We start from the raw sequence: 26,522 nt of genomic DNA on the forward strand, positions 1-26,522 counted from the left end.
GGGTTTGGGTTTCCCCCACCCCCCGGCCAACTAAACCAACCTCGTTCCCCCCGGCGGGGGCGGCGGATCTCCCCCCTGCGGGGGGGGGGGGGGGCCGGCCCCCCCCCCCGCCGCCGGCCATCCAGCAGGGAGGACGACCGTGGAGCAGCAGACGGGCGAGTGGGTGCGGGCCGCCGCGCTCGCCGAGGTGCGCCGGCGCAGGCGCCTCGCCGTGACCGTCGGGGGACGGCGGATCGCGCTCTTCCTGGTCGGCGGCGACGTCTACGCGCTGGACGACGTGTGCGTCCACAAGCAGCGGTCGCTGTCCAAGGGAGCCGTCCTGAACGGACGGGTGATCTGCCCCGGGCACCAGTGGGTGTTCGACCCGGAGACCGGCGAGATCGAGGGCCGGGACGAATGCCAGCCGAGCCATGCCGTGCGCGTCGACGGCGACGACGTCTACGTCGACCCGCGGCCGAGGATCCTGTCGGAGGAGCACCCCTCATGAGAAACGTCCTGGTGGCGGGGGCGGGGCAGACGGCCGCGGTCGCCGCCCGCACGCTGCGCCGCCGCGGCTTCGACGGCCGCGTCACGCTCGTCGGCGCCGAGCACGAGGCCCCCTACCAGCGCCCGCCGCTGTCGAAGGAGTACCTGGCGGGGGAGCAGGAGCGCGACGAGCTGTGCCTGCTCACCCCCGAATGGTGCGAGGCCAACGACGTGGAACTGCGGCTCGGCGTCGCGGCCGCCGCGATCCGTCCCGCCGAGCGGGCCCTGGAACTGGCGGACGGCACCGCGCTGCGGGGCGACGCCCTGCTCGTCGCGACCGGCGGGCGCCCCCGGCGGCTGCCCGGCGTCGAGGGCGAGCGCGTCCGCCACCTGCGCACCGTCGCCGACGCCGACCGGCTCCGCGCCGAGCTGCGGCCGGGCGCGCGGGTCGTGGTGGTCGGCGCCGGATTCATCGGCTGCGAGGTCGCCTCCACCGCGCTCGACCGCGGCGCGCACGTCACGGTCGTGGAGCGGGCCGGGCGGCCGCTCGGGCACGTCGTCGGCGAGCCCATGGGCGACGTGATGGCGGCGATGCTCCGCACGAACGGCGTCGACCTGCGCACCGGCGAGAAGGTCGAGCGGTACGAGGAGACCGCGTCCGGCGCCGTCGTCACCACCAGCGGCGGGACGGCCCTGGAGGCGGACGTGGTGGTCGTCGGCGCCGGGATGGTCCCGAACGTCGAGCCCGTCACCGGCGCCGGGATCGAGACCCCCGGCGGCATCGCGGTCGACGAGTACTGCCGCACCGGCGTGGACGGCGTCTACGCCGCGGGCGACGTGGCCTGCCAGTGGCAGCCGCTCCTCGGGCGGCACATCCGCGCCGAGCACTTCGACAACGCCAACGCGCAGGGCATGGCGGCGGCCAAGAACATCCTCGGCGGCGCCTCGGCGCACACGGCGCCGCCCTGGTTCTGGTCCGACCAGTTCGGCCACGCCGTCCAGCACGCGGGCCACGGCGAGGGCACGGACCGGCTCGTCGTCCGGGGCCGCGTCGAGGACTTCGACTTCATCGCGTTCTACCTCGCGGACGGCGTGCTGCGCGCCGCGTTCACCGTGGACCGCGGTGGGGACCTCGCGGTCGCCCGGCAGCTCATCGCCCGCGGGGCCGTCCTGGACGCCGGGGCCCTGCGCGACGAGGACGCCGACCTGACCGACCTGCTCGACACACTCAGCTAGGGAGCGACCGATGGAATACCAGCGCGTGGCCCGCTCGGGGCAGGTGCCCGAGGGCGTCGTCCGCCGCTTCTTCGTGGGCGAGGCGGAGGTCGCCGTCGCCCGCTGGGACGGCGAGGTGCACGCCATGTCGAACTACTGCACCCACCTGGACTGCCTTCTGTCGTCCGGGCGGGTGACCGAGGACGGGCTGCTGTGCTCGTGCCACGGCAGCGTCTTCGACTTCGGGTCCGGCGAGCCGATCACCCCGCCCGCCACCAAGCCGATCAAGGTGTACCCGGTGAAGGAGGAGGACGGGGAGATCCTCGTGCACGTCCCCCCGGAGGACGCCGCGAACGGCGGGCCCCGACGGCGGCGGCCCGTTGGCCGAGCCTGACCCGGCGGACGGGCGCGGCACGGGGCGCGGGCCGTGGCCGGCGCTCGTCCCGCTGCTGCTCGGCACGTTCACCGGCACCGTCGCCAACACGATCGTCAACGTCCCGCTCACGCTGATCCTGCGCGACCTGGACGCCTCGATCTCCTCCGGCACCCTGGTCGTCGTCGGGTTCACGCTCCCGTTCGCCGTGCTGCTGCCGCTGTCGGGGTGGCTCGGCGACCGCTGCGGCCCCCGCCGGGTGTTCCTCGCCGCGATGCTGCTGCTCGGGATCGGCTCGGCGGGCGCCGGGCTCGCCGGCGACCTGGCCTCCCTGGTCGCGATGCGCGCGGTGCAGGGCGTCGCGACCGCCGCGATGCTGCCCGCCGTCATGGCGCTGATCGCCTCGCTGTTCGGCGGCGGGCGCCGCGGCCGCGCCCTCGGGCTGTGGGCGGCCGCCAACGGCGTCGGCCAGGCCGCCGGGCCCACGCTCGGCGGCGGCCTGGCCACCTGGTTCGGCTGGCACGCCGTGTTCTGGCCGGTCGTGCCGCTGTGCGCCGCCGCCGCGGCGCTGGCCGTCCGGTTCGTCCCGGCGGGGCGGCCCCGGCGCGTTCCGCTCGACCGGCGCGGCGCGGCCCTGCTCACCCTCGCCGCCGGGCTCGGCCTCGGCGCCACCTCCTCCGCCGCGACCCTCGGCGCGACCTCGCCCCTCCTCTGGGGCGGCGTGCTCGCCGGCCTCCTCACCGCCGCCGCCTACGCCGCGACCTCGCGCGGGCGGCCCGACGCGTTCCTGCCGCCGCGGCTACTGTTGGAGACCCGCTACCTGCGCTCCTGCCTCAGCGTCCTCGCGCAGATGTTCTGCCTGGGCGCCACGCTGCTCGCCGTCCCCGTCTACCTGACCACCCAGCGGCAGGCCGGCACTCTCTACGCGGGGGCCGTCCTGCTGAGCCTCCCGGTCGTGATGTCGGTGCTGGGGCCGGTCACGGGCGTCCTCATGGAACGGCTGTCGCCACGCGCCGTGCTGCGCGGCGGCCTGCTCATCCTCATCGCGGGGCAGGTCCTCGTCGCCGCAGTCCTCGCCGCGTCCGGGACGGTCCCGTGGCTGCTCGCCGCGCTCGCCCTGACCGGCGCGGGCGTCGCGTTCGTCCAGACGCCCGCCGCGACCGGCGCCACCCGCTCGGACGCCGGCCGCCGCGGCGCCGGCCTCGGCCTGTTCAACCTGCTGCGCTTCGGCGGCTCCGCCCTCGGCGCCGCGTGGGTCGGGGCCGTGCTGGACCGGGCCCCCGCCTTCGGCGTCATGTTCGCGGTCTGCGCCGCGACCGCCGCGCTCGGGCTGCTGGCGTCCTTCGCCGGCCCCGATCCCGCCTGATCAGCCGGGCGCGGCGGCCGGCGGGGCCATCTCCTCGTCGAGGGCGCCGGTGACCGTCGTCAGCGTGTCGATGTGGTGCGCCAGCCAGAACATGAACTGCGCGTCCGCGGAGCGGATGTCCATGCGCAGCGCGCGGGACGCCCGGTCGAGCTTGTAGAGCATCGTGTTGCGGTGCAGGCCGAGGTCGCGCGCCGCCGCGTTCAGGTTCCCCGACGTCCTGATGTAGGCGAGCACGATCCGCTCCAGGTCGCCGCCGTTCGCGCGGCGCAGCGGCGCCAGGGTCTCGCGGGCGAACGACTTGGCCTCCGCGCTGCGCGCCACGTCCTTCAGCGCGGCGAACACCCGCAGGTCGTCGTAGCCGCAGACGGGCTCGGCGGCGGTGTGCCACGCGAGGCCCATCGTCAGCCGCGCCTCGTGGTACCCGGACGCGACCCCGGCGGCGCCCTGCCCCGGGCGGCCGTGCGCGACCCGCAGGTCGTCGCCGAGGTGCGGGCGCAGCGCCCGGTGCAGCCGCTCGGCGAACCGGGCGGCGTCCGCCCGCTGCCCGTTCGGATCCGGCCGCTCCGGGACCTGCTGGATCACCACGATCGTCGAGCTGATCGCGGCGGTCAGCGCGCACCCGCCGGGTTCGAGGTTCTGCGCCGTCCGCGTCGCCGACACCGTCCGGCGCAGGTAGTCGCGGCCGACGGGCAGCAGCGACGCCGCCGCCACCACGTGCACGGCGAAGTGCCCGTCCACGTCGAACCCGTGGTGGCGGGCCCGCGCGCCCAGCTCGTGGGAGTCGGCGAACCGGCCGTGCACGAGCGCCTCCACGAAGTCCCCGCGCGCCCGCTCCTCGGCCGCCCGCACCGACCGCTGCCGCAGCATCTCCGACCCGATCAGCGTCGCGCCGTGCTCGGCGACCACGCGGTGCTGCGCCAGGTCGTGCGGGTCGGGCGGGCACGCCCGCTCCACCATCACCATCCGGCCGAACGCCTCGCCGCCCACCAGGACGGGCATGACGATCACGTGCACGGGAGGGCCGTCCGGGTCGGGCCGCAACCGCGTCTCGGCGGCGTGCGCGTCCGGCCCGGGTTCCTCGGGCAGCGCGGCCAGCAGCGCGTCCGGGTCGATCGGCGCGGCGTCCGGCGCCTCCTCCCAGGCGAGGCGCTCGCCGTCGGCGTCGCAGATGAGGACGCCGCAGCGCGACAGCCCGACCACCGCGCGGGCCATGGCGGGCACCCCCGGGCCGCGCGCGAGGACCTCCGCGAGCGTGCGGTGCACCCGCGACCCGTACTCCAGGATGTGGGCGGACTGCGCCAGCGCCTTCTGCCCGACGAGCCGGCTCACCGCCCGGTAGTCGGCCTCCGCGGGAAGCGCCAGCAGCGGGACGCCCGCGGCCTCGGCGGCCCGCGCCGCCGCGTCGAGGTCGGAGTCGACCCCGGGCGGCCGCCACGCCAGCAGCGCGGCGGCGTCCCGCCGGACGAGGTCGCCCACCACGGCCGCCGCCTCCTCCGGCGCGGCCACCGCCGTCACCGGCAGATGCACGGCGACCCCGGCGAGGTCGCGGTCGGGGTCGCCGGCGCAGCGGCGGGTCTCCGAGAGCGGGAGGCACCAGCCGACGCCGCGCTCCAGCCCCGCCCGTCCGGCGACGAGCGTCCCGCGCAGCAGCGGCTCTGCCAGCAGCGCCCCGACGGGCAGATGCCCGCCGGCGGTCGTGACGATCGCAGGGTGATGTGCCATGTGCCCACATCCCGTCGGGTTCGTTCGGCGAAGTGTACATAGCCCCGATGGACGCGGTCCTTCGAGACTGACGGGGTGGGAAGAGGTACGTGGCGGACGGCGTGACCTGGAGAAACCGTCCCTCACATCCTGCTTTACCGACCTGAATAGGGCAATACCCCTCTGGAGGCCCCGTGCACACCGTTCACCGGCTCACCCTGGAAGACGCCCTCGTCATGCTCGCCGCCGCCGAGGAGGAGGCGCGCCGCATCGGCGTCAAGCAGACGATCTGCATCGCCGACGACGGCGCGCACCCGATCGCGGTCCACCGCATGACGGGCGCCCGCCTCACCGGCGTGGACATCGCCATCGCCAAGGCGTTCACCGCCGCCGGCCACCAGCGCGACACCCACAAGTTCAACGAGCCGCCCGACGGCCCCGCCCTCCCGGGCAACGAGGCCTTCGGCATCAACCAGATGCACCCCGGCAAGTTCGCCATCTTCGTGGGCGGGTTCCCCATCGTCCACGAGGGCGAGGTCGTCGGCGCCGTGGGCGTCAGCGGCGGCAACGGCGAACAGGACAAGGCCGTAGGCGCCGCCGCCCTCAAAGCCTTCGAGGAGAAGATCGCGGTGTAGGCGGCCCTGCCTCCGCTGCTGCGGCCGATGCGAACGAGGACCGGGGCGGGTGGTGGTTTTTCTCTCTGGCGACATGCGTGCGTTGTGGTCAGAACGGTCCCGGTGATCTGTTCCAATGAACTGTTGTGCCGTCTGCTTCCTACCGTCTCGTGCGACGCGCGGGTCCCGCGCGGAGCGTCCCGCCCGTGCTCGACGAGCAGCAGCGGCGGGTGGTCGAGCATGCCGGCGGGCCGATGCTCGTGCTGGCGGGGCCGGGCACCGGGAAGACGACGACGATCGTCGAGGCGGTCGTCGACCGCATCGAGAACCGCGGCGTCGACCCCGAGCGCGTGCTCGTCCTGACGTTCAGCCGCAAGGCGGCGGGGGAGCTGCGGGAGCGCATCACCGGCCGCCTGCACCGGACCACGCGGACGCCCCTCGCGCTCACCTTCCACAGCTACGCGTACGCGCTGATCCGGCGGGACGCCGTGCTGAACGAGGAGCCGGCGCCCCGGCTGCTGTCCGGGCCGGAGCAGCTGCTGGAGGTGCGGCGGCTGCTGGAGGGCGAGCTCGCGGACGGCGCCCGTGACTGGCCGGAGCGGCTGAGGGCCGCGCTGGCGACGCGGGGGTTCGCCGAGGAGCTGCGCGACTTCGCCCTGCGCGCGGTCGAGCGGCAGTACGCCGCGGAAGACCTCGCCGCTCTCGGACGCGTGCGGGGCCGCGACGACTGGGCCGCCGTCGGCGGGTTCATGGAGCGGTACGTCGACCGGTTCCTGCTCGACCCCGTCCCCACCTACGACTACGGCGAGCTGATCCACATGGCCGCGGGCATGCTCGCGGACGAGGAGGTGCGGATCCGGGAGCGCGACGCCTACGACGCCGTGTTCGTGGACGAGTACCAGGACACCGACCCCGCGCAGGAGGCCCTCCTGCACCATCTCGCGGGCGAGGGGCGCGACCTGGTCGTGGTCGGCGACCCGGACCAGTCGATCTACGGGTTCCGGGGCGCCGACGTGCGCGGCATCCAGGAGTTCCCGGACCGCTTCCGCACCCTGGGCGGCGACCCGGCGCCCGTGGTGGCGCTGCGGACGTGCCGCCGGATGGGGCCCGAGATCCTCACCGCCTCGCGCCGCATCGCGCGGCGGCTGCCCGCCGGGTCGGCGGGCGCCGCCGAGCACCGCGCGCTGCGGCCGGTGGAGGAACTGGACGAGGGCGAGGTGCGCGCGGTCATCGCCGACTCCGAGAGCCAGGAGTCCGCGCTGGTGGCCGACGAGCTGCGCCGCGCCCACCTCCTCGACGGGGTGCCGTGGTCGCGGATGGCGGTCCTGGTGCGCAGCGCCGTGCGGCAGGTCCCGGTGCTGCGGCGGGCGCTCGCCCAGGCCGGGGTGCCCGTGGTGGTCGCCGGTGACGAGGTGCCGCTGGTGGGGGAGCCCGCCGTCCGCCCGTTCCTCGTCCTGCTGCGGGCGGCGCTGAAGAAGGGCTACCTGGACGAGGTCGTTGCCGAGGACCTCCTGACCGGTCCGCTGGGCGGCGCCGACGCGCTCGCCATGCGCCGCCTCAAGCGCGCTCTGCGCGATCTGGAGGAGCTGTCGGGGGGGCAGCGCCCACTGGGCGAGCTCCTGGTCGCGGCGGTGAACGACCCCCGCGAGCTGGTGCTGGTCCACGAGAGGGTCCGCGCTCCGGCGGAGCGGATCGCGAACCTGATCGAGGTGGCGCGGCGGAGCGTGCACGACGGCGGCACCGCCGAGGACGTGCTGTGGGCCGTCTGGCAGGAGAGCGGCCAGGCCGACGTGCTGCTGGAGCAGAGCGTCAAGGGCGGGACGCGCGGCGCGGCGGCCGACCGCGACCTCGACGCCGTGGTGGCGCTGTTCGACCATGCCGCGCGGTTCGTGGACCGGCTTCCCCAGGCGGGGCCCGAGCTGTTCGTCGACAACATCGCGTCCCAGGAGATCGCCGGTGACACGCTGGCCGAGCAGGCGCCCGAGGGCGAGGCGGTACGGATCCTCACCGCGCACCGCTCCAAGGGCCTGGAGTGGGACGTGGTCGTCGTCGCCGGCGTCCAGGAGGGCGTGTGGCCCGACGTCCGGCTGCGCGGGTCGCTGCTCGGCGTCGAGGAGCTGATCGAGCACGCGGCCGGGGCCGAGCCCGACGGGGACGCCGCCGCCGGCGCCTCGATGGCGGCCAAGATGCTCGACGAGGAGCGGCGCCTGTTCTACGTGGCGGTCACGCGGGCGCGCAGGCGGCTCGTGGTGACGGCCGTCGGCGGCGACGACACCGAGGAGCGGCCGTCCCGCTTCCTGAACGAGCTGCTCCCCGGCGCGATCGAGCAGTCGCAGCTCGACGAGAAGACCCGCTGGCTGTCGCTGTCGGCGCTGGTGGCCGACCTGCGTTCCGTCGCCGGCGACCCGTCCCGGCCGGAACCGCTGCGGCGCGCGGCGGCCGGGCACCTGGCCCGCCTGGCGCGCGCGGGCGTGCGCGGCGCGCGGCCGGAGAACTGGTACGCGATCACCGCGCTGTCCGACGGCGGGCCCGCGTTCGCCGAGGACGAGCCCATCACGATCTCGCCGTCCCAGGTCGAGGCGTTCACCACGTGCGGGCTGCGCTGGCTGCTCGCCTCGGCGGTCGGCGCCCAGGAGGGCGGGCCCAACGAGTACAGCACCATGGGCAAGGTCGTCCACGCCGTCGCCGAGATGGCGGGCGCGGACGACGGCGTCGACGAGGTCCACGTCGCCCAGCGGCTCGACGAGATCTGGAAGGACCTGGAGTTCCGCAGCTCCTGGTACTCGGAGAAGCAGCGCGAGCAGGCCGCGAGGATGGTCGACAAGTTCCTCGCCTGGCACCGCGACAACCCCAACGAGGTCGTCGCGCTGGAGGAGTCGTTCAAGGTCGACCTCGGCCGCGTCGTCATCAAGGGCCGCATCGACCGCGCGGAACGCGACGATCAGGGCCGCGCGGTCATCATCGACATCAAGACCTCCTCCACCGCCGTCCCGAAGGACGACCTGGCCCGGCACCCCCAGCTCGGCGTGTACCAGTACGCGGTGATGCTCGGCGCGTTCGAGCGGCACGGGCTGATCGAGCCGGGCGGCGCGAAGCTGATCCAGGTCGGCAAGGCCGCGTTCACGGCGAAGGCGCGCGAGCAGGAGCAGCCCCCGCCGGCCGAGGACGCCGACCCCGAGTGGCCGAAGAGACTCGTCGAGATCGTCGCCACGGGGATGGCCGGCGACGTCTTCCAGGCCAGGGCGAACGACAAGTGTCGCACCTGTCCCGTACGCTCCTGCTGCCCCGTCCATGACGAAGGCGGGCAGGTGGGTGAGTGACTGACTAGCTCGGGGGGAGCGAGGTGATCACGCCGGGAGAGCTGGCCCGGCTGCTGGAGATCCCGGCGCCGACGGAGGAGCAGGCCCGGGTGATCGAGGCGCCGATGGCGCCGATGGCGGTGATAGCCGGCGCCGGGTCGGGCAAGAGCGAGACGATGGCCGCCCGGGTGGTGTGGCTGGTCGCGAACGGCTTCGTCCGGCCGGAGCGCGTCCTCGGGCTCACCTTCACCCGCAAGGCCGCCGCCGAGCTCGGCGTGCGCGTGCGCAAGCGGCTCGACAGGCTCCGCGAGGTCCTGCCGGGCGACGAGCTGGAGCGGCTGGGCGGGGAGGCCCTGTTCGACGGCGAGCCGATGGTGTCCACGTACCACTCGTACGCGGCGCGGCTCTTCGGCGACCACGCCCTGCGCGAGGCCCTCGAACCCACGATGCGGCTGATCTCCCCGGCCGTCGCCTGGCAGATCTGCTCCCGGGCGGTGGACGCCTACCACGGCCCCATGGACCAGATCGACTGGCAGCCCGACACCGTCACCAAGGCCGTCATGGAGCTCTCGGGCGACCTGTCGGAGCACCTGCGCACGGCCGAGGACGTCCGCAAGGTCGGCGCGTGGCTCGACGAGCGGCTCGCCGCGGTGAAGAAGCCGCTCAAGGCGCAGCGCGACATCCTCGCCAAGCACGCCGTCCGCGAGCAGCTCATGCCGCTCGTCGAGGCGTACGGGCGCGCGAAGGCCGACCGGGAGGTCATCGACCACGGCGACCAGATGGCCCTGGCCGCCCGCATCGCCTCCAGGCATCCCGAGGTCGGGATGATCGAGCGGTCCCGGTTCTCCGTCGTCCTGCTCGACGAGTACCAGGACACCAGCCAGGCGCAGCTCGTCCTGCTCAAGTCGCTGTTCGCGGGCGGGCACCCCGTGACGGCCGTCGGCGACCCGTGCCAGTCCATCTACGGGTGGCGCGGCGCGAGCGCCGGGAACCTGCTGCGGTTCGCCTACGACTTCCCCTCGCAGCCGGCGGCGGCCCCCGGCGGACGTCCCGTGGCGGCGCCGGTCGTCCAGCTCAGCCGCTCGTTCCGCAACGGCGAGCAGATCCTGGAGGCGGCGGCCAGGGTGCAGGAGGAGCTGCGCGCCGAGACGAAGGCCGTGCCCCGCCTCATCCCCGGCGCCGGGCGCGAGGGGCGCGGCCGCGTCGAATGCGCGCTCTTCCCCACCGTCGAGGACGAGGCCGACCGCATCGCCGCGCGCATCGCCGGGCTCATGGCCGCCGACCCCGAGACCGCCCCGGACGGCGGCCCCCAGGCCGAGCCGCTCCGCTACTCCGACGTCGCCGTCCTCGCCCGGAAGCGGTCCCAGTTCCCGCTGATCAGGCGAGCCCTGGAGGCGCGCGGGATCCCGGTCGAGGTGGTCGGGCTCGGCGGCCTGCTCACCGTCCCGGAGGTGCAGGACGTCGTCGCCACGCTGCGCGTCATGCACGACCCGACCGCCGGCGCGTCCCTCGCCCGGCTGCTCACCGGCCCGCGCTGGCGCCTCGGCCCCCGCGACCTCGTCGCCCTCGGCCGCCGGGCCCGCGCCCTGGCCCAGGAGGCGGCCCGCGACATCACCCGTCCCGAACCCGCCGCCGCACCCGGGGAGGACCCCGGCCCCGCGCCCGGCGCCGCGCCCCGCGAAGAGGCCGACTCCGCGTCCGGCATGACGCCCGCCTCCGACATCGCGCCCGGTGAGGGGGCCGAGGGAGACGCCGGGGACGATCCCCTGCGGCAGCTTGTCAGCGAGTTGAACCAGGAGACCGGCAGCCTCGTCGACGCGCTCGACGACCTCGGCCCGCCCGACGCGTTCTCGCCCGAGGGGTACGGGCGCCTGCGCCGCCTCCGCGACGAGCTGCGCGTCCTGCGCGGCCAGGTCGGGCTGCCGCTTCCCGACCTGGTCAACGAGGTCGAGCGCGCGCTCGGCCTCGACATCGAGGTCGCGGCGCGGTCCGGGCTCGACCCCGTCACCGCCCGCGCCGACCTCGACGCCTTCATCGACGCCGCCGCCACGTTCGCGGGCGACGCCGAAGACCCGACGCTCGGCGCGTTCCTCGCCTACCTCAAGGCCGCCGAGACCGAGGAGTTCGGGCTGGAGGCCGGGCGGGTCGGCGAGACCGACAGCGTCAAGCTCCTCACCGTGCACGCCTCCAAGGGCCTGGAATGGCCGGTCGTCGTCGTCCCCGGCCTGGCCTATACGCCGCAGAAGAACGGATCCCCCGCCAAGGGGTCGATCTTCCCTTCGCCGCCGCAGAACGCCACCCGCTGGACGGCGAACCCGCGCGTCCTGCCGTTCATGCTGCGCGGCGACCGGGCCGACCTGCCCGCGCTGACCGGGCTGGAGAAGGACGACCTCTCCGCCTTCGACCAGGCGTGCTCCGAGCGCGACCTGCGGGAGGAGCGGCGGCTCGCGTACGTCGCGGTCACCCGCGCGTCCAGCCTGCTGATCACGACCGGCTACTGGTGGGGGTCCTCGGGGCGGCCGCTCGGCCCGTCGCCGTTCCTGGAGGAGGTGCGGGCGGTGTGCCTCGCCGGGGCCGGGTCCGTCGCCGTGTGGGCCGACCCGCCGGAGGAGGGCGCCGCCAACCCGCTGCTCGCCGACCCGGAGGAGGCGCAGTGGCCCGTCGCGCCGGGGGAGCGGGGCCGCTCCGACCTGTCGGCGCGGGCGCGCTACGAGGCGGTCGTGGAGGCGGCCCGCATGGTCGAGGACGAGATCGCCGGGCGCACCCGCCACTGGGCCGGGGACGCCGGCCTGTCCGACGCCGACCGGGGGCGCATGACGGCGTGGGCGCGCGACGTCGAGCTGCTGCTCGCCGAGCGCGACCGGGGGCGCGGGGGCGACGGCCTGCTCGTCGAGCTTCCCGCGCACCTGTCGGTGTCGTCGCTGGTGTCGCTGGCCCGCGACCCGGCGGCGCTCGCGCGGCAGATCCGCCGTCCCATGCCGCGCCCGCCCGCCCCCTACGCGCGGCGCGGCACGGCGTTCCACGCCTGGCTGGAGGGCCGCTGGGGGCAGCAGCGCCTCCTCGACCCCGACGAGCTGCCCGGCGCCGCCGACGAGGGCGCCGCCGACGACGCGCATCTGGCGACGCTGCGCGAGCGCTTCGAGCGGTCGGAGTGGGCGGCGCGCGAGCCGCTCGACATCGAGGTGCCGTTCGAGACCGTCATCGGCGACCGGCTGGTCCGGGGCCGGATGGACGCCGTGTTCCGGTCCCGGGACGGCGGGTACGAGGTCGTCGACTGGAAGACCGGCTCCCCGCCGCGCGGGGACGAGGCCCGGTTCGCCGCCGTGCAGCTCGCCGCGTACCGGCTGGCGTGGGCCGAGCTCGCCGGGGTGGACGTCGCGCGGGTCAGCGCCGCGTTCCACTACGTCTCCGCCGAGGTCACCGTCCGTCCCGCGGACCTGCTCGACGCCTCCGGGCTCGCGGCGCTGCTGGACGGCGTTCCCGCCGCCTGAGGGTTTCGCCGCCGCCCCCTGTTCACCGTGCGTGGTTTCGGGGATGATCCGGGCAACCATCCGAGGAGGCGACGTGTCGGTGACCCATGACGAGAAGGTGGTACGGGAGTTCTCCAAGCAGGCGGCCGGGTTCTCCGACCCGAGGCTGAACGCGGCCTTCACCCGCCATCTGGACCGGCTCGTCCGGTTCATGGACCCCGAGCTCGACCTGGAGGACGTGGTGCTGGAGGTCGCCGCGGGGACCGGGATGGTGTCCCGCGCGATCGCCCGCCGCGTCCGGCACGTGACGGCGCTGGACCTCACGCCCGCGATGCTCGCCGAGGGCAAGCGCGACGCCGACCACGCGGGCCTCACCAACGTCACCTTCGCGCGCGGCGACGCCACCGCCCTGCCCTACCTCGACCGGTCGTTCACCCTCGTCGTCACCCGCTTCTCGCTGCACCAGGTCGCCGACCCGGAGGCCGTCGTGCGGGAGATGGCCCGGGTCAGCCGCCCCGGCGCCGCGCTGATCATCGCCGACCTGGTCCGGCCCGAGGGGCTGGACGGCGACCCCGACCGCATCGAGCGCCTCCGCGACCCCTCGCACGGGGAGGCCCTCACCGAGGCGCGGATCGCCGAGCTCGTGGCGGCGGCGGGCGCGGAGGTCAAGCGCGCCGACCGGTTCGACCACACCCGCCCGCTGGACCCGTGGCTGGAGTTCTCGCACACCCCGTCCGACACCGCGGAGCAGATCAGGCGGGAGCTGCGGGAGGAGCTGGCGGGCGGGCCCGCGACCGGCATGCGCCCGAGCATGGTCGACGGCGTCCTGCACTTCACGCACTCCTACCTCTTCCAGCAGGCCATCGCCGGGTAGACGTTTTTTCGAGCAAACTTTCGACGCGTGTGACGCGTGTGGTCTATGTTGTCGAACATGGGTTCTAGCACCGTGCGTGCTCTCGACCGCGAGCCGGCCGCGCTGGCGATGCGCATCGGCGTGGTCGCGGCCGAGGCCGCCCTCGCCACCTTCGCCCGCAACCTCGACCTGGACGACCTGGAGGACGGCGTCGACTTCCAGGGCGCCATCGGGCCCGCCGAATGGCCGGTGTTCTCCCTGGTCATCGACACCCTCGCCGAGGCCGGGCCGGGTGACCGCCGAACGCTGGACGAGCGCCGCGCCGACGCCCTCAACGACCTCGCCCGCATCTGCATGGCCGCCAAGCGGAGCGCCGGCGCCGCCTGACCCTCGGGACGGGGCACGCCCGGGACCTCGCGGCCCTGGGCCCGGGCGTTTCCCTCATCGGTCGCCGGCGGCCGGCCGTTTGACCTTTCCGGTGCTGGTGCGGGGCAGTTCCCGGACGAACCGGATGTCGCGCGGGACCTTGTACCGGGCCAGGTGCGCGCGCACGTACTCCTTGAGCTCGTCCTCGGTGACCGACGCCCCGTCGCTCCTGACGATGTGCGCGGCGAGCCGCTGACCGAACCTCTCGTCGTCCACCCCGGTCACCGACGCCTCCGCGACGTCCGGGTGGCCGCCGAGGAGGTTCTCCACCTCGCCGGGGAACACGTTCTCCCCGCCCGAGACGATCATGTCGTCGGCGCGGCCGTCGATGAACAGCCGTCCCGCCGCGTCGAAGTGCCCGAGGTCGCCGGTGCCGGTCAGGCCGTCCCGCACCCGTTTGCCGCCGCCCCCGGTGTACCCGGCGAACCGCAGGCCGCCGCCGGTGTAGACCTCCCCGGTCTCGCCGGGGGGCAGTTCCCGCCCGTCCTCCCCGAGCACCTTGATCGTGAGCCGGAAGGACGGCCTGCCGACCGTGCCGGGGGCGGCCCGCAGGTCGCCGGGCGTGGCGATCGTGGCCCACCCGGTCTCGGTCGCGCCGTACACGTTGACGAGCACGTCGCCGAACGCGTCCATGAACGCCTCGGACAGGTGCGGGTGCAGGGCCGCCCCGCCGCACACGACCGCCCGCAGCGCCGGCGTCGGCGGCGCGTCCTCCACGTCCAGGATCCGCTGGAGCATCACCGGCACCGCCACGAGCGCCTCCGCCCGGCAGTCCGCGATCGTCTCCAGCACCTGCCGGGGCTCGAAGCGGCGGGACAGGACGAGCGGCATCCCCATGGCGAGCCCGACCGTCGTGTAGGCGAAGCCGAGCAGATGGAAGAGCGGGGGCCCGATGACGATCGGCCCGCCCGACCGGACGGGGACGCGCATCAGGTGGCTCAGGGCCGCGGGCAGTAGCGACGAGGCGGACAGATCGTGCCGCGCCCCTTTGGGCGTGCCGGTCGTCCCGGACGTCATCAGGACCACCCGGCTCACCCGCTCGGGCTTCACGGGCTCGGGAGCGGTCTCCGCGATGAGCGAGTCGAGCGCCCCGCCGCCGTCGGCCCACGCGACGACCCGTTCCCCGCCGAACCGCGACTCCTCGACGGTCGGCCCGAACTCCTCGTCATGGACGAGCAGTCCGATCTCCTCGCGTTCGACGACCTGGCCCAGTTGCCTGCCGGAGAAGTCGGTGTTCAGCAGCACGACGTCGCCGCCGAGCCGCGTCGCCGCGAGAACCGTCTCGACGAACCCCCGGTGATTGCGGCACAGGACCCCGACCTTCCCGTCGCCCGCACGGCCGCTGAGCGCCGCGGCCAGCGCCGCGGCCCGCCGTTCGAGCTCCGCGTAGGTCAGCGCCCCGCGCTCGTCGATGAGGGCCGTCCGGTCGGGGAACCGCAGCGCGGCCATCGCGCCGAGCGTCGCGGGGACGGGCCCGAACCGCGCGTACGGGAACAGCAGCCGCGCGGCCCGATCAGGCCGGACGGGCCGCACCAACCCGGCGTCCCGCACCGCCCGAGCCGCCTTGACCCCCGCCTCCGCAGCACCCCGCACCCGCTCAAGCAACAGCACGCCACTCCTCCGATGACCCGGCTTCGCTTCCCGCATACCCGGCTCCCGGCCGAGCAAAGGCATCTTCCAGCGATGGTCAACGTCGAGTGTGCCGCGTGCCGACGCCGGTCAGGAGGCGGTGAGGGCGGTGAGGAACCAGTCGAGCTCGCGGCGGGGGTGGTCGGGAGGGGACCAGCCGTTGACGATCGACAGGAGGTGCAGGTATCGCTCGCGGCGGGGGTCGTTGGCTGCTGTGAGGTAGGCCGCCAGGCGGGCGCGCAGGGCGGGGGTGTCGGGGCGGTCCTGGAATTCGGCGTAGGCGGCGGCGACTTCGGTGACGGCCTGGGCCGCCTCCGGTGAGCCGGGGGCGGCGCCTGCGGCGAGCAGGGGGCGGACGGTCTCGGCGACGCGGGCCACGGCGTGCTTGCGGGGCGGGCCCGTGCGGCGGGCGGCTTCGGTGGCGTGGTCGTCGAACAGGTTCCGCATCAGGGATCGGAAGCCGGGATCGCGCGCGAGTTCGGCCAGCTCCACCCACGCCGCCAGTTGCTCGGACGTGGGGTCGTCGGGCAGTTCGGGGGCCAGGGACCGGTGCAGGACCCGCGACATCGGCCCCGTGTCGGCGGAGCCGAAGGAGCTGTCGAGGAAGTCGGCGACGAGGTCGTCGCGTTCGGCGGCGGACAGGCGGGCGAGCTGGTGCATCAGTTCCATCTCCTCGGGGTCGCCGCCGCGCCGGGCGGCGACGGTCAGCACCGCGTGCCGCAGCCGCAGCATCCGCATCTGGGCGGCGACGGCCTCGGCGTGGGCGGCGGCCGCGTCGGCGGCCGCCACCTCGCGGTCGACGATCTTCTGGACGGTGGCCAGGTCGATCCCCAGCTCGCGCAGCGTCCGCACCAGGCCGAGCCGGGCCACGGCGTCGGCCCCGTACCGCCGGTGCCCCGCCGCGGTCCTGCGCGCCGGGACGATCCCGCGCTCGGTGTAGAACCGCACGGCCTTCACCGTGACGCCGGCGCTGCGGGCGAGTTCGCCGATGGAGTAGGTCGCCTCCCCGTTCATGGGCCCACCCTGGCATCTCCCCTCAGGGGAGATTCAAGGCCGCGGGCGGGTTGAAGCGGGACGGGACGGGGTCGCTCCACCGCAGCGGTGACGCCCCGGCCGTCTCGACGACGTCGGTGACGGTGAACTCGACCAGCCGTTCGGCGCCCGGCACCGCGGCGGCGTGCGCGGGGTCCCAGTCGGTGCGGGCGGTGCCGGTGAGCTGGAGGACGCCGCCGGTGCGCCAGTCGCAGAAGAGCAGCCCGGCCCGGGGCTGGACCTCCAGGTTGCCGAGCGTGTTGAACATGGCGTTGCCGGCGTAGTCCGGCCAGCGCAGCACGGTCGGCGACAGCGCGTGCACGAAGCCGGGAGCGCCGCCGCGGTGGGAGGCGTCGGCGTTGCCGTCGAGATCGGCGGTGGCGATGAAGAACGTGTCGGCGCCGGTGATCCACCGCTGCTGGTCGCCGGTGAGGGCGCGCGACCGGCGCGGCGCGGACGGCGTGGCCGGCTCCCAGCGCGGCTGCCGCTTCTGGATGTACTTGGGGCAGTTGGAGTACACCTGGTCGAGATCGACGCGCAGGCCGCGCTCGGTCGGGACGGCGCGGCCGTTCATCCGCATCCGGCGGTGCCGGGCCGGTTCGACGGCCAGCATGCCGACCGGCGCCGGTGCCGTGAGCCGGTCGTGCAGCGGATCGCCGGCCCCGGGGCGGGCGTCGATCGTGAGGGTGCGGTCGTCCTGGGCGTGCAGGAAGCCGGGCCGCCCGGTGACGAGGGTGGCCCAGACGCGTCCCCGGTCGTCGGCGGCGCCCAGGACCAGCATCGGCTGCTGGAGCAGGAACCTGCGCGCCACCTCGGGAATCTCCGCGCGGACGGCGCGGGAGGAGAACGCGCCCTGGTCCAGCAGCCCGGCGCGCCGCTGGGCGGCTCGTTCGCCTCGGTGGTAGACGTCGGCCGCCACGGCGGCCTCCTTTCGACGGGCCGGTGGGGTCAGAAGAATCCGCAGGTGGGGGCCGCCCCGCTGGGCGCGGGGGCGGTGTCGGCGCCGGCGGGCGCGTAGATCTCCAGGCGGGTCCCGTCGGGGTCGGTGAAGAAGACGCCGCCGGAGGAGACGCCCTCGCCGTGCGGGACGACGCCGTCGTGGGCGAACGTGGCGTCCAGTTCGCGCAGCACCTGCTCCGCGGCCTTCACCTCCTCGATCGTCTCGACCTGGAAGGACAGGTGGTGCAGGCCCGCCGAGCGGGTCGCGAAGACGGTGTCGCTCTGCTCCCACAGGGTCAGCACCAGCCGCCCGTCCCGGCCGAGGAAGGCCCAGCGGCGGCCGGGCTCGTCGCCCCGGGCCTGCACCTGGAGTCCGAAGACGCGCAGGTAGAAGGGCAGGGACCGATCCAGGTCGTTCACGTTCAGCCCCACGTGCCCCGTCTGCAGGGTCTTGATGGCGACCGTCTCCATGGCACACCTCGCAAACCCGGGCCTTCGCGCCCGGTCTCGATCTAACTGGCTAAATGAAGATAAGAGGTTAGAGGTTCGACGTCAACCGGCTAAGGCGGGATAGGCGGGTAGAATCGCGGTGTGCAGCCGGAAGACGGACCCGCGCGGCGGGACGCCGCGGACCCTCGTCCGCTGGTCGGGGAGCCGCTCTGCCTCGACCTGCTCAACACCCGTTGGGTCGAGGACGGCGTCCGGCACGACCTGCTCGACTCCACCGACGGCCTCGCCGTCTGGCTGCGGTCGGCCGGGCTGGACGGACGCGCGGCGGCCACCCGGGAGGCGCTCGACGCCGCCGTGCGGACCCGCGAGATCCTTCTGACGCTCGTGGACGAGGGCCCGTCCCCGCAGGCGGTGGCCGCGCTCAACGCCGTCCTGGAACGCGGCGCGCTGCATCACCGGCTCGGGCCCGACGGCCCGGAGAGCCATCCGCGGACCGACGACCCCGCATGGCTGCCGTCATGGTCGGCCGCCGCCGACTACCTGCGTCTCATGGCCGACAGTCCCGACCGGGTCAAGCCCTGCGCGCATCCCCACTGCGTGCTCCACTTCCACGACACGACCAAGAACGGCACCCGGCGCTGGTGCTCCATGGCGGTCTGCGGCAACCGGGCCAAGGCCGCCCGGCACTACGAGCGCGCGAAGACCGGACGTTAGGCGCGCGGCGATGGACCGGGCGTGCCCGCCCTGATCGAGTCGATCAGGGCGGTGCGCACGGCGTGGACGGCGGGGGAGCGCCAGCGGGAGGCCGGTTCGGCGAGCCAGAGATGGTGCCGGGACAGGCCGGCGGGCGGGGGAAGCTCGACGAGCGCGCCGGCGGCGAGTTCGTCGGCGACCGTGACCGTGGGCAGCAGCGTGGCGCCGAGGCCCGCCGCCGCGCAGCGCTTCGCCGTCTCGACGCCGCCGAAGCGGGGCGGGTTCGCCGCGGGGTCGGCGGCCCTGACGAGGGCGGCGAGCTCGTCGCTGTAGGAGCAGCCTTCCTCCAGGAGCAGGACGCCGGCCGCGGCCAGCTCCGCCGGGGTCGGGGGCCGGTCCCTGGGGAGGGCCGTGGCCGCCGCCGCGACGAGTGACAGGGGCCGGGCGCCGAGGTCGACGAGGTCCGCCCCGGACGGGTCCGGCGAGGGGTCGAGGACGAGCGCTAGGTCGGCGCGGCGGTCGGCGAGCGCGGTGAGCGCGGTCCGCGTGTCGGCGGGGAACAGCGACAGGGTCACGTCCGGGAGCCGCGCCCGCAACCGGGGCAGGAGGGGCGCGAGCCAGTAGGCGCACACGGACTCCGGTGCCCGGACCCGCACCGGGCCGGACGGCTCGGTGGCGGCGGCGCCGACCTCGGCGAGCATGCGCTCCTGGAGGTCGAGGATGCCCCGGGCGTGCTCGGCGAGCAGCGAACCGGCGCGGGTGGGGGAGACGCCGCCGGGGCGGCGGTCGAGCAGCGGCGTCCCGGCGAGGCGCTCCAGTGCCTTGACGTGCGCGGTGACCGTGGACTGCACGAAGCCGAGCTCCGCCGCGGCGGCGGTCATCCCGCCGGTGCGCAGGACGGCCAGGAAGGTGGTGAGGAGGCGCGTGTCCATCGAGTTTTCCGATGCCCTCGATCAATAACCATCGTTGGACGCGATGCTAGTCGCTGGAGCAGACTGCCCGCATGAGCGACAGCGCACAAGTACTCCGCTACACCGCCTTCGACGTGGACGGCGAGGGCGGCAACCCCGCCGGGGTCGTCCTGGGCGCCCGGGGCCTGGACGCCGCGCGGATGCAGGAGATCGCGGCCGAGGTCGGGTTCTCCGAGACGGCCTTCCTCGTGGACGAGGGCGGCGCGCCCGACCGGTTCGCGATCCGCTACTTCAGCCCGCTGGCCGAGGTCGCCTTCTGCGGGCACGCCACGATCGCGACCGCCGTCGCGCTGGCCGAGCGCCAGGGGACGGGGACCGTGCGGCTGAGCACCCCGGCCGGCGAGGTCGGGGTCGAGACCAGGGAGGCGGACGGCCGCGTCCTCGCCACCCTCACGAGCGTCCCGCCCACCGTCCGGGCCGTGGAGGACGCCGATCTCGCCGATGCGCTGGCCGCGCTGCGCTGGGAGGCCGGGGAACTCGACCCGGGACTGCCGCCGCGCATCGCCAACGCGGGCAACGACCACCTGGTCCTGGCGGCGTCCACGCGCGCCCGGCTCGCCGCCCTCGACTACGACTGGGAGGCCCTCGGCGAGCTCATGGCGCGCCGCGACTGGACGACCGTCCACCTCGTCTGGCGGGAGAGCGGGACGGTCTTCCACGCGCGCGACCCCTTCCCGCCGGGCGGGGTCGTGGAAGACCCGGCGACCGGCGCCGCCGCGGCCGCCTTCGGCGGGTACCTGCGCTCGCTGGGCCTCGTCGCCGCTCCCGCCCGGATCACCGTCAACCAGGGAGAGGACATGGGCCGTCCCAGCCGGCTGCTGGTGGACGTCCCCCCGGGGGACGCGGGCGTTTGCGTGAGCGGCACCGCCGCGCCGATGGGCTGACCGGCGGCGTCCAGTAGCGTTCGGGACATGCCGAACTCGACCACCGCCGTGACCGCAGACGATCTCGACCTCGCCGTTCAGCTGGCCGTCGCCGCTCTGCGGGAGGCTCCCCCGGAGGCCTGGGACGGGAAGGCCGGGTCGCTCGAATGGAGCTGCTGGGAGACCGTCGAGCACCTCAGCGACGACCTGTTCGCCTACGCCGCCCAGATCGCGCCGAGGACGCCGCCGGCGGACGGCGAGGTGCCGTTCGTCTGGGAGAGCCGGCGTCCCGGCGGACCGGCCAACGCCGTCCATGCGGACAGGAGCGCCGGGCCCGCGGGGCTGCTCCAGGTGCTGGACGCGTGCGGGGGGATGCTGTCCGCGGTGGTCCGCCGCACGCCGCCGGACGTCCGCGCGCACCACGTGTTCGGCGCTTCGGACGCCGAGGGGTTCGCCGCCATGGGGATCGTCGAGACCCTCGTCCACATGCACGACCTTGCGGACGGCTTGGGGCTGGCGTGGGAGCCGCCCGCCGACCTGTGCGCGCGCGTGCTGGGACGCCTGTTCCCCAGCGCGCCGCAGGACACCGCCCCCTGGCCGACGCTGCTGTGGGCCACCGGTCGCGGGGACCTGCCCGGGCGTCCGCGCGTGACGTCCTGGCGCTGGTACGGGAGCCCCCGCGGCTGACCGCCGTTCGCTCAGCGCCGGTAGTGGAAGGCCGGCTTGGGGTGCATCAGAAAGTCGTGGTGGGAGATGTTCCAGGCGTAGGCGCCGGCCATGGCGAAGGCGATGACGTCGCCTGGCGCGAGGGGCGGGACGAGGACGTCGCGTGCGAACACGTCCTTCGGGGTGCACAGCTGGCCCACCAGAGTCGCCGGGCGCTCCGGGCCGTTCGCGGTCAGAACCTCGAAAGGCTGGTCGTGTCCCTTCGTCACGGGCGTCCGCAGGTGGTGGGTGCCGCCTCTGAGAACGGCGTAGGTCACGCCGCGCGTGGTCTTCACGTCCAGGACGTCGGTGACGTACCAGCCGTGGTAGGCGGTCATCGCCCGTCCCGGCTCTATGCGGACTTTCGCTGGGATGCGCTTTAGGCCCTCCCCGTAGGTCTGCCAGTCGAAGCGGGTCTCCGGGGCGCTGTAGTCCACCGCCATTCCGCCGCCCACGTTCAATTCGGGGTCGTCCACTCCTTGGGAGCGGAGCCAGGGGATCGCCCATTCCGCAATCCGGTGGGCCAGTTCGAGCATCACCGGAGCATCAAGGCCGGATGCCAGATGGGCGTGGACGCCTCGAAGCGTGAGGTTCGGGTACTCGGTCAAGAGGCGGCCGCAATGGTCGAGGGTGTCCTCGTCCATGCCGAAAGGGCCGCTCATGGTGAGGGCGGCGTTCGGCACGTCCAGGGGCAGATTCGCGCGGAGCAGGACGTCGGCGGGCCCAAGACCGGCAAGGCGGGCCAGTTCGCTCGGGCTTTCCACGTGGATCCGGTCGGCCTTCAGCGTGCGGGCCGATTCCAGTTCGTCAGCCGTTTTCCCGGGTCCGCCGAAAGCCACCGGCTTGCCGGGGAGGGTCTCCCGGACATGGGCGAGTTCGCCGCCGGACGACACCTCCAGGCCGTCGACGTGGGGTGCGAGAGTCCGAAGGATTTCGGCGTCCGGATTGGCTTTGACGGCGTAGAAGACCTCCGTGCCTGGCAGCGCGGCACGTATGCCGCGGACGTGGGCTTCGAGACCGGGCAGGTCATAGACGTAGGCCGGGTATCGGTCGAGGCCCAGCGCGATGTCGTTCACAGCGGTCGGGGCGCGGCGAGCGGGTTGGGGACGGGGACGTAGGCCGCGCCGCGGTCGGCCGTCCGCGACCAGCGGGTGCGGAGGTTGGCCTTGGCGGGCAGCGGCACACCGGCGAGAAGAGCCCTCACCTGCGGGTGGCGGTCGTAGACGGCGAAGTGCTTGCGCGCCGTGCGCCAGAGGGTCTCGTCCAAGGCCGGGTGGAGGTCGGCCACGGCGGCGGCTATCTCGGTGAGGTGGTTGACGAGGAGGCAGTAGACGACACGGTTCCAGCCCTTGTCGGGGGAGTAGGTGAGCCCCTCGGCCACGCGGGAGGGGAGATGCGCCAAATCCCAGTGGCCGGCGGTCAGTTTGGTGCCCTCCATGTCGCGGAAAACGGCATGGACAGGCATCCCATCGGCATCGACGCAGACGAGGACGTTCTGCAGATGAGGCTCCAGGACGACGCCGTGGTCCAGGTAGGCGCCCAGCACGGGCGGTGCCACATGGGCTACGTACGCGTCCCACCAGGCTTGGGCGCCGTCCGGAGACGAGAGGGCGGGCAGCCCGGCGAGGACCGCGTTGTAGGGATCAGCCAGGGCTCCCGCGAGAAGAGGCGTGCCGGGAAGGGATGTGACGCCCTGCCGCAGGATCACCCCGAGGCCCTCGTACAGACGTCGGTCGGGGAGGGCCACGCTGCGGTAGGCGGGTTCTCTGAGGAACGTGGCGTTCAGCTTTTCCAGGACGGACGGCAGCAGTTCGTCGAGCGTCATCGCCCCGGCCAGCTCGTACCAGGCGTTCTTACGGACGCAGTTGGTGATGCGCACATCCAGGCTGAACTTGCAGAACACGTCGGCGTCCGGCAGATACGCGGTACGGACGGACGAGGTGGGCACCGCCTCCATGCCGGAGGGGCCGAGATTGACCAGAGAGCCGTTCGCCAAAGCCTTCTGCAAGACGGGATTGTCCGCCAGCAAGGAGAACTGCCACGGATGGACGGGGAGCAACCGGCGTCCGGGCGGCGCCGAAGGGCCACGCGCCTCCAAAGCCGCGAACGCCTCCGCGGCCCCCTCCTCCGCGACGATCTCTGCGGGAACGGCCAGCCACAGCGGACGGAATCGGGCCCTCGCCTCGGGCGCGTACGCCAGCCACTCCTCCGGCGACCCTTGGCGGGCCTTGGGAGACGGGTGGAAACGGTGCCCCGCGACAAGGGACTGCTCTGATTCGATGTAGTCGATGGGGCGGTCCTCAGCGGGCTCGCCCCTGGCGGCGAGGATCGCGGTGAGCGCGGCGTGGCTGTCGTCCACCTGGACGAGGAACTCCGCGTTCGGGGAGCCGGTCGCCAGTTCCAGTTCGCCCGCGACCAGGTTCGCCAGCCTGCCCCAGGCAGCCGGTATCCATTCGTCCTCGCGGCGTTCCTCGTAGGGCGGTGCCAGGCGGAAGGTCGCCCCGACCGGAGGACGCGCCAGTCCCGCGCGCAGCACGACCCCCGCGCGGGGCAGCCGGACCACGAGGCGGGCGCCGTCCGGCCAGACCTGCTGCTCGGGCCCGCACACCTCCCGGATCAGGCAGTTGAGCAGGGCGGTCGCGGTCGCGTCGTCGGCCGTGACGGCCGGTTCTGTCAGCAGCACGTCGTGTCCAGTAGGTAGTTGGGCCCCGGCGGGCCGTAGTGCTTGTTGATGTCGGCCGCGCCCGTCCTCGCCTTGTCGACGAGGGTCCCGGCGGTGACCATGGCCTTGCCGGGCAGCAGGTCGGCGTCGAGCGTGCGGGCGCGCAGGAACGCGTCCTCGGGCCCGAGGGCCGCGTCGAGCCGTTCGCGGATCATCCGGCGCCCGGCCCGCCAGGGGAGCAGGCCGCGCTCGGCCAGGCCCAGCGCGGGCGCCGCGGCGCACAGATGCAGGGTGATGGTGACGAAGACGCGGGCGAGGGCCTCGGGGTCGGACGTCGTCATCCGGTGGTCGACGAGGTCGCGAGGGTCCGTGCCAGGGGAGGGCGGGACGCGCTCGCGGAGGCGGGACGGGTCGATCAGCGCGCCGTCGTTGTCCTTGATGAGGAGGCGGAGCGGAGACTCGTCCACCACGAGCGCCACGTTCTGCTGATGCGCCTCTAGCGCTATGCCATGACGGAACAGCGTGACGTTCCAAGAGAGCAGCGCCGACAGGTAGGCGCCGAACAGCTCCTCGACGTCCCAGCGCTCGATGACGTGACCGTGGTCCGGTGCCTTGGCGAGCAGGGCCGCGACGGGGACGATGTGTGCGCGCGCAGTCTCAGACGGGAAACGGCGCACGAGATAGCCGAGAAGCGGGTCGTCGGCGTGGCCGTAAGTCTGTTCGTCGGCGAGGAGCACGGGAAGCGACGGCTCCCGCAGAAGGACCTGGCGCAGGATCCGCTCGACGAGCGCGCCGTCCGGGAGGGTGCCGGGCATGATGGTGCGCCGGTTGCGGAGGCCGAGGGTGCTCGTCGGCAGCGGCATCTTCACGTGGTCGAGCGGCGCCGCCGCGACCGTCCGCATCGACAGGGTGGGCGTGACGTGCAAGTACGGGTCGGGCGCGAGGGAAACGCCGGGCCGGGAGCGCACCTGCCGCGCCGCCAGCGGATGGACGGGGAACAGCGCTTCGGCCGCATCGTCCAAGCGCAGGCCCACGTCGGACGGCCTGGGCCACCAGGCGGGGAGCGTCCCAGCCAGCGTCGCGTCCGGCACGGCGGCCCAGCGCAGCGGGAACGACGGCGCGAACTCGGGCGCGTAGCGGCTCAGTTCGCCCAGGGACAGTCCGGAACGGCTCCGGCCGGTCGGATGCACGGGGTGGTCGTTGTAGGCCGCCAGCGTCTCGTAGAACGTGCCGGGGCCCTTGCGCAGCTCGGCCGGGAGGCGACCCAACCGCCGGTGGACGGCCGGACGCGCGTCGTCGTGCAGCTTGATGGTCGCCAGAGCCTCAAGGCATTCCCGCTCGAAGGACGCCGTGTCATCACGCGGGTCGGACACCAGGCGAACGGCATGGAAGACGTCGTTCAGCCTCAGGCCCTGCCCAGGATCCACGACGAGTTCCGAGAGAAAGGCGGGCCGAGCCTCCAGAAGACGCACGGAACGGCCCGGAAGCTCCAACGCCTGCCCCCGGACGAAGCGTCTCAGGCCCGCGTAATCCTCCCTCAGCAACGCGTCCAGGACGCGGGCCGCGAGCGGGCCTTCGGCATCGTCGCCTGTCACGCGATCGTCCAGTCGTGGGTCGCGCGGAACCGCGCCAGGGCGGCGTTCACTTCGTCCGGCCCGGGACCGATGGCGCGCACGGTGCCCAGGTAGTCGCGGTTGGTCCGGGTGAGGGAGACCGTGTCGCCCACCGCGCGCTGAGGACGGTACGCCAGCCGCACCAGGCCGTCCTCGAACTGCAGGGGGCCGGGAGCCGCGGTGAGGGTGCCGCAGCGATCGGCGATCACCGGCTCGGCGACGGCATGGCGCGGACGGGGGACCCGCCGCCCCGGAAGGGCCGCCCCGAGATGGACCTGAAGGATCTGCTCGAAGAGGGGCACGCCCAGCAGATCGGCCAGCAGGAAGTCGCAGTGGTCGCCGATCAGCCTGTAGTTGACCTCGATGACGCGGGCGCGCCCCTCATGGACGACGAACTCGGTGTGGCACGCCCCGAAGCCGACCCCCAGCGCCTCCAGCTGCCGCAGGACCTCCCCGGTCTCCGGGGGAGGGGCCGCCCACTCGAGCCGCTCCTCCACGAAGAACGGCGGCGGCGAGAGCGTCGTGCGGAACGAGCCCAGCACCCGCAGTTCCCGCCCGTCCCCCAGCGTCTCCAGCGTGTGGAGACGGCCCGGCAGGTACTCCTCGGCCACGAGCGGATCGCCGCGGCGAGCCCTGATCTCCTCCACCCGGGCGGCCAGTTCCACGGCGTCGTGGACGAGGAACACGTCCTCGCTCGCCACGCCCTCGCGCGGCTTGACGACGAGCGGATACGGCGCGCCCGCCGGGACCCGTCCCGCGTCCGCCGAGAAGACCGGGTCGAGGGACGCCAGGTGCCGCCGCATGAGCGCCTTGTTCTTCGCGCGGGTCGCCGCCCGCCAGTCCTTGGCGGGCAGGCCGAAGTACGCGGCGGCCAAGGCGGCGGGCGCCTGCAGGAAGTCGCTGTTGGAGAACACGGCGGCGGGCGGGCCCCCGCCGCGCGCGGCGGTGTCCTCGACGCGCGCGATGATGTCGCGGAAGTCGGAGACGTCGCACTCGACCACCGGCACGCCGGCGTCGTGGGCGGCGGGACGGTCGGTGAGGAGCGTGACGCCGAGGCCCAGGCGCGCGGCGGCGGGCAGGAACCCGTGCATCACCGAGTCGGTCGCCTTGCCGGCGACCAGGTAGAGAGAGGCGGCCACGACCGGCCCTTCCAGTGAGTGAGGTAAGCCTTGCCTAACTCGCA

22 protein-coding genes are annotated in these 26,522 nt (G+C 74.3%); 12 read left to right on the forward strand and 10 right to left on the reverse strand.

From position 1 onward, the window contains the following. Positions 1-139: 139 nt before the first annotated feature. From AB0K37_RS17010 to AB0K37_RS17025, 4 genes are read left to right on the forward strand one after another with little or no spacing between them, the layout of a single operon-like run. Entirely contained in the window at positions 140-487 is a 348-nt protein-coding gene (locus AB0K37_RS17010; RefSeq protein ID WP_345184525.1) for a Rieske 2Fe-2S domain-containing protein, read from the forward strand. After that, positions 484-1,701 carry an FAD-dependent oxidoreductase gene (locus AB0K37_RS17015; protein WP_363981410.1) on the forward strand — a complete coding sequence of 406 codons (1,218 nt, stop codon included), beginning with the start codon at positions 484-486 and terminating at the stop codon, positions 1,699-1,701. The genes AB0K37_RS17010 and AB0K37_RS17015 overlap by 4 nt, the downstream gene beginning before the upstream one ends. Positions 1,702-1,711: 10 nt before the next feature. Further along, positions 1,712-2,074, forward strand: a complete 363-nt coding sequence (locus AB0K37_RS17020; RefSeq protein WP_363981413.1) for a Rieske 2Fe-2S domain-containing protein — start codon at positions 1,712-1,714, stop codon at positions 2,072-2,074. Continuing rightward, a complete protein-coding gene (locus AB0K37_RS17025; RefSeq protein ID WP_363981416.1) occupies positions 2,061-3,419 on the forward strand; it encodes an MFS transporter in 1,359 nt (452 codons plus the stop codon). Before AB0K37_RS17020 ends, AB0K37_RS17025 begins: the two co-directional genes overlap by 14 nt. On the opposite strand, the gene AB0K37_RS17030 is transcribed toward AB0K37_RS17025, so the two are convergent. Continuing rightward, positions 3,420-5,141: a helix-turn-helix domain-containing protein gene (locus AB0K37_RS17030; RefSeq protein WP_363981419.1), complete on the reverse strand. Its 1,722-nt coding sequence runs from the start codon at positions 5,139-5,141 to the stop codon at positions 3,420-3,422. It lies immediately after the preceding gene. Positions 5,142-5,314: 173 nt separating this feature from the next. Between AB0K37_RS17030 and AB0K37_RS17035 the strand changes: the two genes are divergently transcribed. The 5 genes from AB0K37_RS17035 to AB0K37_RS17055 all read left to right on the forward strand — a co-directional run bounded on the left by AB0K37_RS17035 (position 5,315) and on the right by AB0K37_RS17055 (position 13,743). Then, on the forward strand, positions 5,315-5,755 hold the full coding sequence (locus AB0K37_RS17035; RefSeq protein ID WP_363981422.1) for a heme-binding protein: 441 nt from the start codon (positions 5,315-5,317) through the stop codon (positions 5,753-5,755). Positions 5,756-5,940: 185 nt separating this feature from the next. Then, positions 5,941-9,054, forward strand: a complete 3,114-nt coding sequence (locus AB0K37_RS17040; protein WP_363981425.1) for an ATP-dependent DNA helicase — start codon at positions 5,941-5,943, stop codon at positions 9,052-9,054. 23 nt (positions 9,055-9,077) lie between these two features. Beyond that, on the forward strand, positions 9,078-12,524 hold the full coding sequence (locus tag AB0K37_RS17045; RefSeq protein WP_363981428.1) for an ATP-dependent DNA helicase: 3,447 nt from the start codon (positions 9,078-9,080) through the stop codon (positions 12,522-12,524). Between the two features lie 73 nt (positions 12,525-12,597). After that, positions 12,598-13,377 (forward strand): methyltransferase domain-containing protein, encoded by a 780-nt coding sequence (locus AB0K37_RS17050; RefSeq protein WP_363981431.1) that lies wholly within the window; start codon positions 12,598-12,600, stop codon positions 13,375-13,377. Between the two features lie 57 nt (positions 13,378-13,434). After that, positions 13,435-13,743 (forward strand): hypothetical protein, encoded by a 309-nt coding sequence (locus AB0K37_RS17055; protein ID WP_363981434.1) that lies wholly within the window; start codon positions 13,435-13,437, stop codon positions 13,741-13,743. Positions 13,744-13,797: 54 nt separating this feature from the next. Here AB0K37_RS17055 and AB0K37_RS17060 read toward each other — a convergent pair whose 3' ends face one another. The 4 genes from AB0K37_RS17060 to AB0K37_RS17075 all read right to left on the reverse strand — a co-directional run bounded on the left by AB0K37_RS17060 (position 13,798) and on the right by AB0K37_RS17075 (position 17,853). Continuing rightward, positions 13,798-15,393 carry an AMP-binding protein gene (locus AB0K37_RS17060; protein WP_363981437.1) on the reverse strand — a complete coding sequence of 532 codons (1,596 nt, stop codon included), beginning with the start codon at positions 15,391-15,393 and terminating at the stop codon, positions 13,798-13,800. Positions 15,394-15,501: 108 nt separating this feature from the next. Beyond that, complete coding sequence (locus AB0K37_RS17065) at positions 15,502-16,425, reverse strand: MerR family transcriptional regulator (RefSeq protein WP_363981440.1); 924 nt, start codon at positions 16,423-16,425, stop codon at positions 15,502-15,504. A gap of 22 nt (positions 16,426-16,447) precedes the next feature. Next, positions 16,448-17,362 (reverse strand): pyridoxamine 5'-phosphate oxidase family protein, encoded by a 915-nt coding sequence (locus tag AB0K37_RS17070; RefSeq protein ID WP_363981443.1) that lies wholly within the window; start codon positions 17,360-17,362, stop codon positions 16,448-16,450. Between the two features lie 29 nt (positions 17,363-17,391). Continuing rightward, a complete protein-coding gene (locus tag AB0K37_RS17075) occupies positions 17,392-17,853 on the reverse strand; it encodes a VOC family protein (RefSeq protein ID WP_363981446.1) in 462 nt (153 codons plus the stop codon). Positions 17,854-17,973: 120 nt separating this feature from the next. Here AB0K37_RS17075 and AB0K37_RS17080 point away from each other — a divergent pair, with 120 nt between their 5' ends. Further along, complete coding sequence (locus AB0K37_RS17080; protein WP_363981449.1) at positions 17,974-18,546, forward strand: CGNR zinc finger domain-containing protein; 573 nt, start codon at positions 17,974-17,976, stop codon at positions 18,544-18,546. Here the strand turns inward: AB0K37_RS17080 and AB0K37_RS17085 are convergent. After that, on the reverse strand, positions 18,543-19,457 hold the full coding sequence (locus AB0K37_RS17085) for a LysR family transcriptional regulator (protein ID WP_363981452.1): 915 nt from the start codon (positions 19,455-19,457) through the stop codon (positions 18,543-18,545). The two genes, AB0K37_RS17080 and AB0K37_RS17085, sit on opposite strands and share 4 nt — an antisense overlap. Positions 19,458-19,528: 71 nt before the next feature. On the opposite strand from AB0K37_RS17085, the gene AB0K37_RS17090 reads away from it, so the two are divergent. Both AB0K37_RS17090 and AB0K37_RS17095 read left to right on the forward strand, forming a co-directional pair. Then, positions 19,529-20,380: a PhzF family phenazine biosynthesis isomerase gene (locus AB0K37_RS17090; protein WP_363981454.1), complete on the forward strand. Its 852-nt coding sequence runs from the start codon at positions 19,529-19,531 to the stop codon at positions 20,378-20,380. A gap of 27 nt (positions 20,381-20,407) precedes the next feature. Further along, positions 20,408-21,046: a DinB family protein gene (locus tag AB0K37_RS17095; RefSeq protein ID WP_363981456.1), complete on the forward strand. Its 639-nt coding sequence runs from the start codon at positions 20,408-20,410 to the stop codon at positions 21,044-21,046. Between the two features lie 11 nt (positions 21,047-21,057). Here the strand turns inward: AB0K37_RS17095 and AB0K37_RS17100 are convergent, their stop codons facing one another. From AB0K37_RS17100 to AB0K37_RS17115, 4 genes are read right to left on the reverse strand one after another with little or no spacing between them, the layout of a single operon-like run. After that, the gene (locus AB0K37_RS17100) at positions 21,058-22,140 is read right to left on the reverse strand and encodes an alanine racemase (protein WP_363981459.1); all 1,083 of its coding nucleotides are present in this window, start codon (positions 22,138-22,140) and stop codon (positions 21,058-21,060) included. Continuing rightward, on the reverse strand, positions 22,137-23,747 hold the full coding sequence (locus tag AB0K37_RS17105) for an IucA/IucC family protein (protein WP_363981462.1): 1,611 nt from the start codon (positions 23,745-23,747) through the stop codon (positions 22,137-22,139). The genes AB0K37_RS17100 and AB0K37_RS17105 overlap by 4 nt, the downstream gene beginning before the upstream one ends. Continuing rightward, on the reverse strand, positions 23,738-25,321 hold the full coding sequence (locus AB0K37_RS17110; RefSeq protein ID WP_363981466.1) for an IucA/IucC family protein: 1,584 nt from the start codon (positions 25,319-25,321) through the stop codon (positions 23,738-23,740). Before AB0K37_RS17110 ends, AB0K37_RS17105 begins: the two co-directional genes overlap by 10 nt. Further along, entirely contained in the window at positions 25,318-26,478 is a 1,161-nt protein-coding gene (locus AB0K37_RS17115) for a siderophore biosynthesis protein (RefSeq protein ID WP_363981469.1), read from the reverse strand. The genes AB0K37_RS17110 and AB0K37_RS17115 overlap by 4 nt, the downstream gene beginning before the upstream one ends. Between the last annotated feature and the right edge of the window lie 44 nt (positions 26,479-26,522).

It is taken from the genome of Actinomadura sp. NPDC049753 (genome assembly GCF_040674655.1).
Lineage (GTDB): Bacteria > Actinomycetota > Actinomycetes > Streptosporangiales > Streptosporangiaceae > Spirillospora > Spirillospora verrucosospora.

Excerpts from the sequence above, each read along its gene's own strand:
- AB0K37_RS17015 (WP_363981410.1), top strand. The coding sequence starts at position 484 with ATGAGAAACGTCCTGGTGGCGGGGGCGGGGCAGACGGCCGCGGTCGCC.
- AB0K37_RS17020 (WP_363981413.1), top strand. The coding sequence starts at position 1,712 with ATGGAATACCAGCGCGTGGCCCGCTCGGGGCAGGTGCCCGAGGGCGTC.
- AB0K37_RS17030 (WP_363981419.1), bottom strand. The coding sequence starts at position 5,141 with ATGGCACATCACCCTGCGATCGTCACGACCGCCGGCGGGCATCTGCCC.
- AB0K37_RS17055 (WP_363981434.1), top strand. The coding sequence starts at position 13,435 with ATGGGTTCTAGCACCGTGCGTGCTCTCGACCGCGAGCCGGCCGCGCTG.
- AB0K37_RS17065 (WP_363981440.1), bottom strand. The coding sequence starts at position 16,425 with ATGAACGGGGAGGCGACCTACTCCATCGGCGAACTCGCCCGCAGCGCC.
- AB0K37_RS17075 (WP_363981446.1), bottom strand. The coding sequence starts at position 17,853 with ATGGAGACGGTCGCCATCAAGACCCTGCAGACGGGGCACGTGGGGCTG.
- AB0K37_RS17085 (WP_363981452.1), bottom strand. The coding sequence starts at position 19,457 with ATGGACACGCGCCTCCTCACCACCTTCCTGGCCGTCCTGCGCACCGGC.
- AB0K37_RS17090 (WP_363981454.1), top strand. The coding sequence starts at position 19,529 with ATGAGCGACAGCGCACAAGTACTCCGCTACACCGCCTTCGACGTGGAC.
- AB0K37_RS17095 (WP_363981456.1), top strand. The coding sequence starts at position 20,408 with ATGCCGAACTCGACCACCGCCGTGACCGCAGACGATCTCGACCTCGCC.